The sequence below is a fragment of the Sphingomonas sp. GW821-FHT02B09 genome, assembly GCF_059421875.1.
Genome location: NZ_JBWKVV010000013.1, coordinates 44,934 through 57,141, shown reverse-complemented (window position 1 = coordinate 57,141; position 12,208 = coordinate 44,934). Strand labels below are relative to the sequence as shown.

Sequence of the window (12,208 nt, the reverse complement as noted above, 5' to 3'; positions counted from 1 at the left end):
ACCCGCCGCCCCGGTTACCAACGTCTTCGGCATCGTCTGTCTGCTCCGTCTTCGCGAGGCCATCGACGGCCGCAGCCGTTCGCTAGCCGAGGAAGCGCCGCTTGACGATGCCCCGTACCCAACAAGCTGAGCGATCTCCGTGACAAGCAGGCCTTGGCTTGCCAAATCCTATCGAAAGCGTGGAGATTGATGGGAGAACGTCAGGAGACTGTATGCCTCGCTCCGATCCTCAACGACGTGCCTCCGCGGCCGTCGACTGGCCGACGATCGCCGTCGCAATCGTCGTCTACGGTGGGTGGCTGGCGCTCACCGCCTGGCATGCGCTGCTGCCGCTGCCGGTACTGACGTTGCTCGGCGGGGCGATCGTCGGCTGGCAGGGGTCGTTGCAGCATGAGACGATCCACGGTCATCCGACCGATCGTCGGCTGCTCAATGACATGATCGGCATGCCGCCGCTGAGCCTGTACCTGCCCTATGCGATCTACCGGCGCTCGCATCTCGCCCATCACGGCTGCGGCGCGATCACCGATCCCGCCGCCGATCCCGAATCGCGCTATCATGCCGGTCGCGGCGTGGCGCGGCGGCTGGCGGCGGTGCAGGCGACCCTGATCGGTCAGTTGGTCTTCGGACCGGCGATCGTGATCGGGCGGTTCCTCGCCGGCGAGATCGGGCGGATGAGGCGCGCGCCAGGCGCGGTCGCACGCGACTGGCTGCCGCATCTGGCGGGGGTGGCGCTGCTGCTCGCGTGGCTCGGCCATGTCGGCCTGCCGATCGGCACCTATCTGGTCGCCTTCGTCTATCCCGGCATCGCGTTGACGCTGTTGCGCAGCTATGCCGAGCATCGCGCCGACCTCGCAACCACCGCCCATGCGGCGATCGTCGAGCGTGGAGGACCTTTCGCCTTGCTGTTCCTCAACAACAATCTTCATGTCGCGCATCACGAGCGGCCGGGCCTGCCGTGGTATCGCCTGCCCGCCTACCACCGCGCGCACCGCGACCGGTTCGTCGCCGAGGGCGGCCGCATCTATCGCGGATATGGCGAGGTGCTGCGTCGCTTTGCGTTCCGTGCACACGACGATCTGCACCATCCCGCCTATCGGCCGGATCACGCGGCGTGACGCTGGTCGCGTCGCTCGGGATGTACGATCACCCGGCACAGCGAGCGGCAAACGACGCGCTCTGGCGCGGTCTCGCACATCGGCTGCGGGTCGCGGGCATTCCCGGCGTGCCCGACGATCTCGACCGGTCGCGATCGGTTGAGGCGATCTGGTACGACGCTCGCCTGCTGTTCGCGCAGGCGTGCGGCTATCCGTTGACCGCCGCCGACGCGCCGGCGGTGCGGGTGGTCGCGCTGCCGACCTATGACGCCCCCGGCTGCGACGGAACGAGCCACCGCAGCGTGATCGTCGTGCGGGCGGCGGATCGGATCGATGCCGTCGCCGACTTGCGGGGATCGCGGGTGGCGATCAACACGCCGGCCTCCAACACCGGCATGAACCTGTTGCGTGCCGTCGTGGCACCGCTGGCCGACGCGGCGGCGTTCTTCTCGCAGGTCGTCGTGACGGGGAGCCACCAAGCCAGTGCCGAGGCGATCGTCCGCGGCGAGGTCGATTGCGCCGCGATCGACTGCGTGACCTGGGCGGCGCTGCGACGCCATGAGCCGGTGTCGACCGGGCGGCTGCGGGTGATCGCGACGACGGGCGCCACCCCGGCGCTGCCCTTCGTCACCGCCGCGGCGTCGTCGGACGCGCACCTCGCCGCGATCCGGGCGGCGCTTGCGGCGGTGATCGCCGATCCGACGCTCGCGACCGCCCGCGACGCGCTGTTCCTGCGGGATGTCGTACCAGCGGACGAGAATGCACTGGCGCCCGTCCGATCGGCGGAGCGCGATGCGATCGCGCTCGGCTACCCGCTGCTGCGATGATCGTCCCGCCCGCCGCCCGCTTCGGCGCGCCAGAGCGCATCGGGGCTGGTCCGGCGTCAGGAAGCGTTCATACTTCGACCTTCGCCGAGTCGCCCGGCGTTGAGGAGTGAGACGCGCATGACCGCTATCGCCGCCCTGCCCTTCGCCGACCCCCGCCTGTCGATCGTCACGATCGGCGACGGGGAGGAGACGCCCGCGTGGCAGCGCATGTTCGGCTGGCCCGCAGGCGGATCGGGTGCGGTGCCGCTCGATGCGCGCTCGCCGGCGACGCGCAACATCTGGGCGGCGAAGCTCGACCGGGCGGTGCGCGAGGCCGATGCGCGCGTGCTGATCGTCGCCGAGGGACTGGGCTGCGCGGCGAGCGCATGGTGGGCGCGGCTGTCGCCGACCGACGACGTCCGCAAGGTCGCCGGCGCGCTGCTGTTCGCGCCGCCGGCCGATGCGGGCGACCTGTTCGCCTCCCCCCGATCGCGTCTGCCCTTTCCTTCGCTGGTGATCCGCCCCGGCGGCGCGCCCGACGATCTGGCGGCGGCGGTCGACGATTGGGGCAGCCGGCTGGTCGTCGGCGATCGCGTTCGCGACCGGCGCGCGGGCGCGGTCGCATGGCGGCAGGCGCAGCGGCTGTTCCTGCGCCTGACCCAGCAAGTGGTCGACCACGACGTCGACCGCGGGCGGGCGATCACCGGCTGGCGCTGAAGCGCCCCGGAGCCTCACACGGAGCCTTGTCGATCCCGGCCTCCCCCGCCTATCTTCGGGCGGACAGGACGATGGAGACGGCAATGCGAAATGGATTGATGCTGATGCTGGCCGCGGCCCTGACCGGCTGCGGATCGCAACCCGAACCGCAGGCCGCCAATATCGCCAGCGCCGCACCCAAGGAAACCGGCTATATCGCCAAGGTCACCGCGCTGCCGCCGCGGCAGCTCAACGGCGTGCTTTACCGGGCGATCGACGATGCCAAACAGCCGTGCCAGGGCGTCGCTGCGGTAACCCGCCAAGCCGATCGCAAGGGCAAGCCGGTATGGGCGGTGCGGTGCATCGAGGGCAGCGCGTGGCTGGTCGCACTCGGTGACGACGGGGTGGCGGAAGTCACCGGCATTCCGGCTCGCGCCGGCGGTTGATCCGACGAGGGAGCGGCCGCGAGGCCGCCCCCTGCCCGGTCAGGCGCTCTTGCCGAGCCAGGTCTGGACGGCCGGACGCAGGCGCTCCGCCGCTGCCTTGCGGACGGCGATGCTCGACACCACCCGCTTGGCGGGACCCCGCGAGGTTTCCGGCATCGTCGCGGCGAAGGCATTGATCTTGCCGGGCATCGCCGGATCGACCGAGCCGCCGCCGAGGCCGACGATGAAGCTTGCCTTGCTGCTGTCCTCGATGAACCCCTCGACCAGCGCGCGGTTCGCCACCGCCCAGTCGAACGTCATGTCGGGATGTTCGCCCGACACCGCGCGCAGCAGCGCGGCACGCTGCGGCGCGGTGAACGTGTCGGTCTTGAGCAACTCCAGCGCGCGCGTCGCCAGCGCATCGTCCTTGGCGTAGCCGAGCAACGAGACGAAGCGGTTCTTGGCGACCGGATTGGTCTCCGCCTTGGTGAGGCGCAACAGCAGGTCCCAGTCCGCCGCGCTCGCATTGGCGGCGAAGGTGGCGAGGATCGGCTGGCGGATCGCCGGCGGGATCGCGGTCGGATCGGTGGCCAGCTTGGCGACGTAGCTGCGCGCCTGGCGCAGCACCTCCGGATCGCCGTTGGCGCCGAGCTGGCCGACCAGATTCTCGCGCAGATTGCCGACCAGCGGCGATTCGTCCGCCCGGGCGGTGTAGCCGATGCGTTGGAGGACCGGACCGAGGATCGCGACGGTGCGCGCGCGCAGCGGCGTGGCCAGCGGCGTCCCCTCGAACAGCCCGTTGAGTCCGCCGAGCCGGCCGGAAACCAGCGACCATTCGAGCGGATCGGCGCCGGCGCCAACCTGACCCATCACCGCGAAATAGCGCGACAGGTCCTGATATCCCCCCGCCGCCAAAGCATAATCGTCGGCGAGCGTGCCGAGCCGATCCTCGAGCGGCAGCCGCGTATAGTCGCGAACCAGAGCGTCATGGCCGGGCTGGTCGTAGAGCACGCGGGTGTAGCTGCCCTTGCCCTTGTTGAGCAGCAACGTGCCGCAACCCTTGACCGAGACGGTGGTCGCCGGGCCGGTGACGATCGTCCGCGTCTCGCCGCCACCGATCGTCGCGACGACCAGCGGCACCTGCCACGTCTGCGGCGTCTTCGACGCCGCGTCGAGACCGAAGCGGCCCTGCGCCAGCGTCGCCGTGGTGGTGCCGCCGGTGCAGCGCGTCCCGGTCAGCGTCACCAGCGGCACGCCGCCCTGCAGCGTATAGCCGTGGGCGATCTCCGCCACCGGCTGGCCGGCCGCGGCCGACAGCTCGGCCCAGAGCTGCTCGGTCACGGTGTTGCCGAACTTGTATTTGGCCATGTAGCGGCGGATGCCGTCGCGGAACTTGTCGGGGCCGAGCGTCGATTCGAGCATGCCGATGACGGCCTGCCCCTTGGAATAGGTGATGCCGTCGAACGCCTCGCCGATCTGGTCGACGGTCTCGATCTTGCGGATGATCGGATGCGTCGCGGCGGTCGCGTCAATGCCCATCGCCGCCTCGCGATCGGTCGACACCGCGGCCGCATCGGCCTTCCACGCCGGATTGAGGTCGGCGGCAGACTTGTTCTCCATCCACGAGGCGAACCCCTCGTTGAGCCAGAGGTCGTCCCACCATTTCATCGTGACGAGGTCGCCGAACCATTGGTGCGCCATCTCATGCGCGACGACGGTGAAGATGCGTTGAAGGCCGCTTTCGGTGGCGCGCTTGGGGTCGAACAGCAATTCGGGCTCGAAATAGAAGATCGCGCCCCAATTCTCCATCGCCCCGAAGAACTGGCTGGACCCCGGCCCGGCGACCATGTCGAGCTTGGGCAGCGGATAGGGCTGGCCGAAGTAGCTGTTGTAATAGGGCAATAGCCGCTTCGCTTCGGCCAGCGCGTAATCGCCCTGGTCGACGACGCCGCGACGCGTGATCACGCCGATCTCGACGTTCCCCGCCTGTACCGTCTTGCGCTCCAGATCGCCCATGCCGAGGTAGAGCAGATAGCTCGACATCACCGGCGTCTCGGCGAAGCTGTAGAGCTGGGTGCCGTCCGCCTGCTTCGCCACCGAGGCGGCGGGCATGTTGGAGAAAGCGAGCTGGCCAGCGGGCGCGGTCGCCTTCAGCCGGAATTTCGCCTTGAACGCGGGCTCGTCCCACATCGGCGCGAAACGGCGCGCATCCGGCGCCTCGAACTGCGTCGCGAGCATCCGCGCCTTCGAGCCGTCCTGATTGGTGTAATCGATCGCGAACAGGCCGGCGGCGGACTGGTTGATCTTGCCGCTCCAGCGGAAGCCGACGGTGTGGCGGCCGACCTTCGCCGCCGCGGGCAACGTCAGGACGAGCTGCTGTTTGTCCTTGTCGAGCGCGAAGGGCACCGCCTTGCCGTCGAACGTCGCCGCGGCGATCGCCAGGTCGGCGGCGTTGAGCGTGATCGTCCCGGTCGCCGCCTTGACGTCGATCTCGACGGTCTCGCTGCCGGTGAAGGTCATCGCCTGCGCATTCGGCGTGACGTCGATGTCGTAGAGCACCGGGACGACGGTCGCGGGCAGGCTGCCGGCGGCGAGCGCGGGGGTGGAGACGGTCAGGGCAAGGGCGGCGGCGACGGCTAGCTTCATGGAAGGATATACTCCGGAAACACTGTATCATTCGGCCCATACGCCTTTGGGCGGCGCGGGCAAGACGGGGCTTGCTGGACAGGCCGATCGGTTGCGCTAAACAACCGATCCTGAGAGGAAACCGCCGCCATGACACCCCCGATCTTCGACCGCCTGCGCCTGCCCGTGATCGGTTCGCCGCTGTTCATCATCTCCGGTCCCGAATTGGTGATCGCGCAATGCAAGGCGGGGATCGTCGGCTCGTTCCCGGCGCTTAACGCGCGGCCGCAGGCGCTGCTGGACGAATGGCTCCACCGGATCACCGAGGAACTGGCCGCGCACGACCGCGACCATCCCGAGGCGCCCGCCGCGCCGTTCGCGGTCAACCAGATCGTCCACAAGTCGAACGATCGGCTGGAGCAGGACCTCGCCACCTGCGCCAAATGGCGGGTGCCGATCGTCATTACCTCGCTCGGTGCGCGCGAGGACCTCAATACCGCGGTGCACGGCTGGGGCGGCATCACGCTCCACGACGTGATCGACGACCGCTTCGCGCGCAAGGCGATCGAGAAAGGCGCGGACGGGCTGATCGCGGTCGCGGCGGGTGCCGGCGGCCATGCCGGCACGCTGTCGCCGTTCGCGATCGTGCAGGAAATCCGCCAATGGTTCGACGGACCGCTGGCACTGTCGGGATCGATCGCCAGCGGCGGTGCGATCCTCGCAGCGCAGGCGATGGGCGCCGATTTCGCTTATATCGGCTCGCCGTTCATCGCGACGGAAGAGGCGAATGCCGCGCCCGACTATAAGGCGTCGATCGTCGACAGCCGCGCGGCCGACATCGTCTATTCCAATCTGTTCACCGGCGTGCACGGCAATTACCTGCGCAGTTCGATCGCCGCATCGGGGCTCGACCCCGACAATCTGCCCGAGGGTGACCTCAAGACGATGAATTTCGGCGGCGGCGACGGCAGCAAGGCCAAGGCGTGGCGCGACATCTGGGGGTCCGGACAGGGCATCGGCGTGATCGACAAGGTCGAGAGCGTCGCCGACCGCGTCGCACGATTCGGGGCGGAATATGCCGCAGCGAAGGCGCGCCTGCTCGGCTAAGCCGTGCGTCGTGTTGGACGACATGGACAAGATGGACACCTTAACGGAAACGATCAGCCCAGATCGTTTCCGTTTTTGACATGACGCCAGCCCTTCCGTTGCAGGCTGGGGAGAATACGTTGGAGGAGATCGGGGGCGCCATACCCTCGGTCTAGCGGGCGTCGACGATGTAGGACAGACCGCGGGTCAGAAGGCCAGCGCGAGACGATCGTGGAGATGGTGGACCGGGCTCGGCGTCGGGTGCGGCACCTGCGCATCGTCGAGCAGGCCGACGCGGCGATGGAGATTGGCGCTGGCGGCGACCAGACCCTGCGCGCGCACCGGCAGCGCGCGGACGAGATCGGCGTCGAACTGCGGCGCGCTGCCGAGCCGGCGCGTCGGGTCGAGTGCCTCGCGCGGCTTGATCTCGCCGGCGTCGATGGCACGCTGGGTGAGCAGCCAGGCGATGACGTGCATCAACCGCGTGGTGATCTTGAGCGATTCACACGAGAAGCCGACGCGGATCAGCGGATCGAGCGTCTCGCGCTCCAGCCGGCCCTCGCTGTCAAAATAGTCGCGCGCCTCGTCGGCGAGCAGCATCGCCTCGGTATAAAGCGAGTCGATCAGACGATCGTGGATGCGTGATTCGCTGCTGCTGCGGGTCATGACCGTTGGGTGGCACAAGCCCCCCGGCTTGGACAGGTGCCGCAACGGTCCCGATTGTGCCGATTGTGCCGAAGTGATTCGGTCCGGGGCAAAATAATCTCAGGCGATGATGTCGGGGATCAGTTGATCCTCGCAATTGGCGATCTCGTCGCGCAGCCGCAGCTTGCGCTTCTTGAGTCGCGCGACCTGCAACTGGTCGGGCACGCCGGTCGCGGTGAGCGCGTCGATCGCGGCATCCAGATCGCGATGTTCGGTGCGCAGCGCGTCGAGCCGGGCGATGATCTGTGCTTCGTCCATGCCTAATCCCCTGCCGCCTGCGTGGCTCCCCTAGCCCAGCCGCGGGCGCGGACCAAGTCGTCGCACGTAGCCACTCGGCTAATCGCGTTCGTCGCTTTGCGATGAGGACTTTTAACCTCTTCGATGGTTTACTCAGTCCCCCAACACGCATGCATCAGGAGGAACCGAAATGCAGACGACGCATCAACAGGCACTGGAGACCAAGCATGCCGCGCTCGACCGCCGCATCGCCGACGAGGTCCACCGCCCGTTGCCCGACGCCGCAATCCTCACCGACCTGAAACGCAAGAAGCTGAAGCTCAAGGAAGAGCTCAGCGGCCTGTAAGGCCCTTCGGCCCCTCCCGTCGCGGAGGGGCCTTTTGCATCAGGGTCATGCAGGACCCCTGCTCAGATGCCCCGACGGTCGATCCCGCCTTATCCTTTGGCCCCGCTCACCGGCTTGCGGGCCTTCTTGGGATCGATCGGCGAGTCGAGCGCGATGCCGATCCGGCCTTCGGTGCACCAGGCGACCTTGCCGGTCACCTTGCCGATACCGCGCAGCTCCAGCGAAACCGGCGTTCCCGGCTCCTTGACGCGGGCGCAGTCGACCATCAGCCCGCCCTCCGACAGATTGCGGACGCGCACGTCGCGGACCGTCGTCTCCTCCTCGAAGCGCAATTGCGCCATGAGGAACAGGCTGTCGCGCGAACGGCTGCGCTGCGACCCACCGGCCGCATCGGCCTTGTCGAACGGGTCGTGGGAGTAGCTGTCCATAAACGAAGCCTGTGTGACCGTGCGGGATTAGGCGCCGGCGCCTAATGGCCGATGGTGGCGAAAGCGTTAACCGCCCACGCCGGTTCAATCCTCGCGCGAGATCTTCTCGTTGCGCTCGTGCCGCTCCTGCGCTTCCAGCGTCATCGTCGCGATCGGACGCGCCTCCAACCGGCCGAGGCTGATCGGTTCGCCGGTCACTTCGCAATAGCCGTATTCGCCCTCGTCGATACGGCGGATCGCCGCCTCGATCTTCGAAACCAATTTGCGCTGGCGATCGCGGGTGCGCAGCTCGATCGACCAGTCGGTCTCGCTCGACGCGCGATCGGTGAGATCGGCCTCGCGCAGCGAGTCGACCTGGAGCTGGTTGAGCGTGCCCGCCGCATCCTGGAGGATCGCATCCTTCCAGCGCAGCAGCTTGTTGCGGAAATACGCCTGCTGACGCCGCGTCATGAACGGTTCGTCGTTGCTGGGTCGATAGCCATCGTCGGCATCGTTGGCCGCCGGCGGATTGGTCGTTACATCGTCTATCTGACTGACTTGCGTTGCCATACCACTCTCCCTCCGGCCCCATGATGACCTCGGGGCCGCCCCCAAATGGTTGAAGCGCCTATAATCGCGCCCGAAAGGAACCACAAGCGATGAGAGTTGCCGAATCGTACGCCTCGGCGTTCTTTTATTGCAGCATGCCGGCGGACAGAATGCGACCGCGGCGCGACGGGGCGGTCGTGGTTAACGGCGAATCAAACATCTGTTCCACTCTGGTACGTTAACGGCGATCGCGACACATCGGCGCGGTGAAAAGGCGATATCGGTGCGACAAAGTGCCGAAGGTTCTTGCACTTAATCGTTTCTTTGGCCCTTTGTCCTATGGCAGCACCGCCGTGCTGCGAGCGGGATTCTGGGGCATGGCCACCAGCAACGAGAAAGAGACCTTATGTCCGTAAGGATGGCCTTGGCGAAATTATGCGCTTGCGCATGCGGGGGAGCGTTGATCGGTGGCGGTGCCGTGCACGTCGCCGAGCGACCGAACCGACCCGTCTACGTCAAGCAGGTCAAGAAGCGCGTCGTCGTGCGGCGGCAGGTCGCCGCGGTGCAGCGCCAGGGTGTGCGCCGCCGCGTCGTCACGACGACCACGACGAGCTGCGCCCCCGCGGTGGTGACGGTGGCCAGCCAGGCGGCGCCCGTGCCGGTGCCGCTGCCCGCGGCGCAAGGCTTCATCGGCGGCGGTGGCGGCGGCGTACCCGTGGTGGTCGGCGGCAGCGGCGGGTTCGGCGGCGGCTTTGGCGGCGGGTTCGGCGGTGGCTTCTTCGGCGGCGGATCGTCCGGATCGAGCGGCAGCGTCGTGATCTCGTCGACGTCGAGCGGCGGGTCAAGCTCGACCAGCAGTTCCTCGTCGGGCAGTTCGTCGTCGTCGGGCAACGTGTCGAGTTCGTCGTCGGGCAACATATCGAGCTCGTCGTCGACCAGCAGCTCGACCGGTGGCGCCAACGTCGACATCAACAACAATAACAACAATTCCAACAGCAATCAGAATTCGAACAACAACCAGAATTCCAACACGAACAACAACAGCAACAACCAGAGCCAGAACCAAGGGCAAAATCAAAACCAGGGCCAAAATCAGAACCAGAATCAGGGCCAGGGGCAGAACCAGAACAATTACGGGTCGAGCTCGAAGGGCTGGAGCACCAGCGGCGGCTGGTCGTCGAACGGTGGCTGGACGTCGAGCGGCCATCACGGCGGCCCGCCGGGACCGCCGGGATCGTCGGGCGGTCCGCCCGCGCCGGTGCCGGCCCCGCCGATGGTGCTGCTGTTCGGTGCCGCCGCCGCCGCGCTGATCGCCCGCAAGCGGTTCGCCAAGCCACAGGCGGCCTGATCGACGGACAGGCAAAGGGGTGCCGGACTCGCGTCCGGCACCCCTTGTCGCATCAGGCTGTCGTCAGGCGGCGCTGAGCGCCTTCTCGATGTCGGGCACCGGATGACCGGTGAGATCCTTGGCCAGCTCGCCGGCGAGGCGGTTGCTGACCTCCTTGTGATAGTGGCGACGCAACTCGCCAAGTGTCTTCGGCGGCGCGACGATGATCAGCGAATCGAACTCGTTGGCGAGTGCGCGGCGCTTGAGCATGTCGGCGGTGTCGGCGGCGAACCGATCCTCCTCCTGCTGATGGAAATCGACCTCGTCCATCGTGCCCATCTGCGTCGCGCTGGCACCGCCGGCGGCATCGGTCTTCTGGTCGCGATCGGCAGGATTGACGCGTTCCTCGGCGTGTTCGACCTGCAGGTTGGGGAATTCGGCATCGCCCTCGTTGCGGAAGAACAGGGCCTTGCGGCCGTCGGCGACCAGTACGAAGGCATTGTGGGGGACCTGCATCGGGTTACTCCTGATCGTTGGACTCGGGGGGTCAACGCCGCCGAGGGCGATGGGGTTGCCGACTTGCGCGGTCGGGGGCGCGGCGGCATAGCCGCCGGATCATGCACGACATCCGCGCCATCCGGGACGATCCCGCCGCTTTCGACGCCGCCCTCGCCCGCCGCGGCGTCGCCCCGCAGGCCGCCGCGCTGCTGTCGCTCGACGATGCGCGCCGCGCCGCGATCGCCGCCGCGCAGGACGCGCAGACCCGCCGCAACGATCTGTCGAAGCAGATCGGCCAGGCCAAGGCGCAGAAGGACGAGGCGCGCGCACAGGCGTTGATGGCCGAGGTCGCCGCGCTCAAGGATCTGCTGCCGCAGCTCGAGACCGGCGAGGCCGGTGCGGCGGAGCGGCTGAACACGACGCTCGCCGCCCTGCCCAATCTGCCCGCCGCCGACGTGCCCGCCGGCGAGGACGAGAGCGGCAACGTCGTCGTCCACCAGCGCGGCACGCCGCCAGCCTTCGCCTTCCCGGCGCGCGAACATGACGCGATCGGGCCAGCGATCGGCCTGGATTTCGAGACCGGTGTCGCGATCGCCGGCGCGCGCTTCACGCTGGTGCGCGGGCCGGCGGCGCGGCTGCAACGGGCACTCGGCCAATTCATGCTCGACACGCTGACCCGCGACCATGGCTTCGAGGAGGTGGCGCCGCCGCTGCTGGTCAAGGACGAGGCGGTGTTCGGCACCGGGCAATTGCCCAAATTCGCCGAAGACCTGTTCCGCACCACCGACGGCCGCTGGCTGATCCCGACCGCCGAGGTGTCGCTGACCAATATCGTGCGCGAGGCGATCCTGCCGGCAAGCGAGCTTCCGCTGCGCTTCGCCGCGCTGACGCCCTGCTTCCGCTCGGAAGCGGGTGCGGCGGGGCGCGACACGCGCGGCTATATCCGCCAGCATCAGTTTGACAAGGTCGAGATGGTGTCGATCGTCGCCGAGGACGCGTCCGAGGCGGAGCACGAGCGGATGACGCAATGTGCCGAGAGCATCCTCGACGCGCTTGACCTGCCCTATCGGCGGATGCTGCTGTGCGCGGGCGACATGGGCTTTACCGCGCGGCGCACCTACGACCTCGAGGTCTGGCTGCCGGGGCAGGATACGTATCGCGAGATTTCGAGCTGCTCGACCTGCGGCGACTTCCAGGCGCGGCGGATGAACGCGCGCTACCGTGCCGAGGGGGAGAAGGCGACGCGCTTCGTCCACACGCTCAACGGTTCGGGGCTGGCGGTCGGCCGGACGCTGGTCGCGGTGCTGGAGAATTACCAGCAGGCGGACGGCTCGGTCGCGGTGCCGGCGGTGCTCCAGCCGTATCTCGGCGGGCTCGACCGGCTCGAAGCCAAGCGCTGACGGC

General features: G+C 68.0%; 14 protein-coding genes. 8 read left to right on the top strand and 6 right to left on the bottom strand.

Annotation, left to right across the window (positions count from 1 at the left end; all coding sequences use genetic code 11):
• Window positions 1–212: 212 nt before the first annotated feature.
• The 4 genes from AC07U4_RS23695 (at window position 213) to AC07U4_RS23680 (ending at window position 3,045) form a co-directional block, all read left to right on the top strand.
• Window positions 213–1,118, top strand: a complete 906-nt coding sequence (locus AC07U4_RS23695; RefSeq protein WP_495197396.1) for a fatty acid desaturase — start codon at window positions 213–215, stop codon at window positions 1,116–1,118.
• A complete protein-coding gene (locus AC07U4_RS23690; RefSeq protein ID WP_495197395.1) occupies window positions 1,115–1,924 on the top strand; it encodes a phosphate/phosphite/phosphonate ABC transporter substrate-binding protein in 810 nt (269 codons plus the stop codon). Before AC07U4_RS23695 ends, AC07U4_RS23690 begins: the two co-directional genes overlap by 4 nt.
• 117 nt (window positions 1,925–2,041) lie before the next feature.
• Entirely contained in the window at window positions 2,042–2,620 is a 579-nt protein-coding gene (locus AC07U4_RS23685) for an alpha/beta hydrolase (RefSeq protein WP_495181065.1), read from the top strand.
• 104 nt (window positions 2,621–2,724) lie between these two features.
• Window positions 2,725–3,045, top strand: a complete 321-nt coding sequence (locus tag AC07U4_RS23680) for a hypothetical protein (RefSeq protein WP_156143732.1) — start codon at window positions 2,725–2,727, stop codon at window positions 3,043–3,045.
• Between the two features lie 39 nt (window positions 3,046–3,084).
• On the opposite strand, the gene AC07U4_RS23675 is transcribed toward AC07U4_RS23680, so the two are convergent.
• On the bottom strand, window positions 3,085–5,670 hold the full coding sequence (locus tag AC07U4_RS23675; RefSeq protein ID WP_495197394.1) for a M1 family metallopeptidase: 2,586 nt from the start codon (window positions 5,668–5,670) through the stop codon (window positions 3,085–3,087).
• A 129-nt stretch (window positions 5,671–5,799) separates the two neighbouring features.
• On the opposite strand from AC07U4_RS23675, the gene AC07U4_RS23670 reads away from it, so the two are divergent.
• Window positions 5,800–6,756 (top strand): NAD(P)H-dependent flavin oxidoreductase, encoded by a 957-nt coding sequence (locus AC07U4_RS23670; RefSeq protein ID WP_137898642.1) that lies wholly within the window; start codon window positions 5,800–5,802, stop codon window positions 6,754–6,756.
• A gap of 186 nt (window positions 6,757–6,942) precedes the next feature.
• Here the strand turns inward: AC07U4_RS23670 and AC07U4_RS23665 are convergent, their stop codons facing one another.
• Both AC07U4_RS23665 and AC07U4_RS23660 read right to left on the bottom strand, forming a co-directional pair.
• A complete protein-coding gene (locus AC07U4_RS23665) occupies window positions 6,943–7,401 on the bottom strand; it encodes a DUF1465 family protein (RefSeq protein ID WP_495181069.1) in 459 nt (152 codons plus the stop codon).
• A gap of 99 nt (window positions 7,402–7,500) precedes the next feature.
• On the bottom strand, window positions 7,501–7,698 hold the full coding sequence (locus AC07U4_RS23660) for a YdcH family protein (RefSeq protein WP_038658294.1): 198 nt from the start codon (window positions 7,696–7,698) through the stop codon (window positions 7,501–7,503).
• Window positions 7,699–7,867: 169 nt separating this feature from the next.
• Between AC07U4_RS23660 and AC07U4_RS23655 the strand changes: the two genes are divergently transcribed.
• On the top strand, window positions 7,868–8,023 hold the full coding sequence (locus AC07U4_RS23655) for a DUF465 domain-containing protein (RefSeq protein WP_081974265.1): 156 nt from the start codon (window positions 7,868–7,870) through the stop codon (window positions 8,021–8,023).
• Window positions 8,024–8,112: 89 nt separating this feature from the next.
• Here AC07U4_RS23655 and AC07U4_RS23650 read toward each other — a convergent pair whose 3' ends face one another.
• Both AC07U4_RS23650 and dksA read right to left on the bottom strand, forming a co-directional pair.
• The gene (locus AC07U4_RS23650; protein ID WP_052075440.1) at window positions 8,113–8,451 is read right to left on the bottom strand and encodes a PilZ domain-containing protein; all 339 of its coding nucleotides are present in this window, start codon (window positions 8,449–8,451) and stop codon (window positions 8,113–8,115) included.
• An 84-nt stretch (window positions 8,452–8,535) separates the two neighbouring features.
• Complete coding sequence (dksA, locus tag AC07U4_RS23645; protein WP_038658291.1) at window positions 8,536–9,000, bottom strand: RNA polymerase-binding protein DksA; 465 nt, start codon at window positions 8,998–9,000, stop codon at window positions 8,536–8,538.
• Window positions 9,001–9,439: 439 nt separating this feature from the next.
• Between dksA and AC07U4_RS23640 the strand changes: the two genes are divergently transcribed.
• Window positions 9,440–10,327 (top strand): hypothetical protein, encoded by an 888-nt coding sequence (locus tag AC07U4_RS23640; RefSeq protein WP_495197393.1) that lies wholly within the window; start codon window positions 9,440–9,442, stop codon window positions 10,325–10,327.
• A 63-nt stretch (window positions 10,328–10,390) separates the two neighbouring features.
• Here the strand turns inward: AC07U4_RS23640 and AC07U4_RS23635 are convergent, their stop codons facing one another.
• Window positions 10,391–10,822, bottom strand: coding sequence for a host attachment family protein (locus AC07U4_RS23635; RefSeq protein ID WP_038658288.1), 432 nt, complete (start codon window positions 10,820–10,822; stop codon window positions 10,391–10,393).
• Between the two features lie 101 nt (window positions 10,823–10,923).
• Between AC07U4_RS23635 and serS the strand changes: the two genes are divergently transcribed.
• Window positions 10,924–12,204: a serine--tRNA ligase gene (gene serS, locus AC07U4_RS23630; RefSeq protein WP_495197392.1), complete on the top strand. Its 1,281-nt coding sequence runs from the start codon at window positions 10,924–10,926 to the stop codon at window positions 12,202–12,204.
• Window positions 12,205–12,208 lie beyond the last annotated feature (4 nt).

Bases quoted from the DNA above. Each gene is read 5' to 3' on its own strand.
- AC07U4_RS23635 (WP_038658288.1), bottom strand. From the start codon at position 10,822: ATGCAGGTCCCCCACAATGCCTTCGTACTGGTCGCCGACGGCCGCAAG.
- AC07U4_RS23650 (WP_052075440.1), bottom strand. From the start codon at position 8,451: ATGGACAGCTACTCCCACGACCCGTTCGACAAGGCCGATGCGGCCGGT.
- AC07U4_RS23665 (WP_495181069.1), bottom strand. From the start codon at position 7,401: ATGACCCGCAGCAGCAGCGAATCACGCATCCACGATCGTCTGATCGAC.
- serS (WP_495197392.1), top strand. From the start codon at position 10,924: ATGCACGACATCCGCGCCATCCGGGACGATCCCGCCGCTTTCGACGCC.
- AC07U4_RS23660 (WP_038658294.1), bottom strand. From the start codon at position 7,698: ATGGACGAAGCACAGATCATCGCCCGGCTCGACGCGCTGCGCACCGAA.
- AC07U4_RS23670 (WP_137898642.1), top strand. From the start codon at position 5,800: ATGACACCCCCGATCTTCGACCGCCTGCGCCTGCCCGTGATCGGTTCG.
- AC07U4_RS23675 (WP_495197394.1), bottom strand. From the start codon at position 5,670: ATGAAGCTAGCCGTCGCCGCCGCCCTTGCCCTGACCGTCTCCACCCCC.
- AC07U4_RS23695 (WP_495197396.1), top strand. From the start codon at position 213: ATGCCTCGCTCCGATCCTCAACGACGTGCCTCCGCGGCCGTCGACTGG.
- dksA (WP_038658291.1), bottom strand. From the start codon at position 9,000: ATGGCAACGCAAGTCAGTCAGATAGACGATGTAACGACCAATCCGCCG.
- AC07U4_RS23680 (WP_156143732.1), top strand. From the start codon at position 2,725: ATGCTGGCCGCGGCCCTGACCGGCTGCGGATCGCAACCCGAACCGCAG.
- AC07U4_RS23685 (WP_495181065.1), top strand. From the start codon at position 2,042: ATGACCGCTATCGCCGCCCTGCCCTTCGCCGACCCCCGCCTGTCGATC.
- AC07U4_RS23655 (WP_081974265.1), top strand. From the start codon at position 7,868: ATGCAGACGACGCATCAACAGGCACTGGAGACCAAGCATGCCGCGCTC.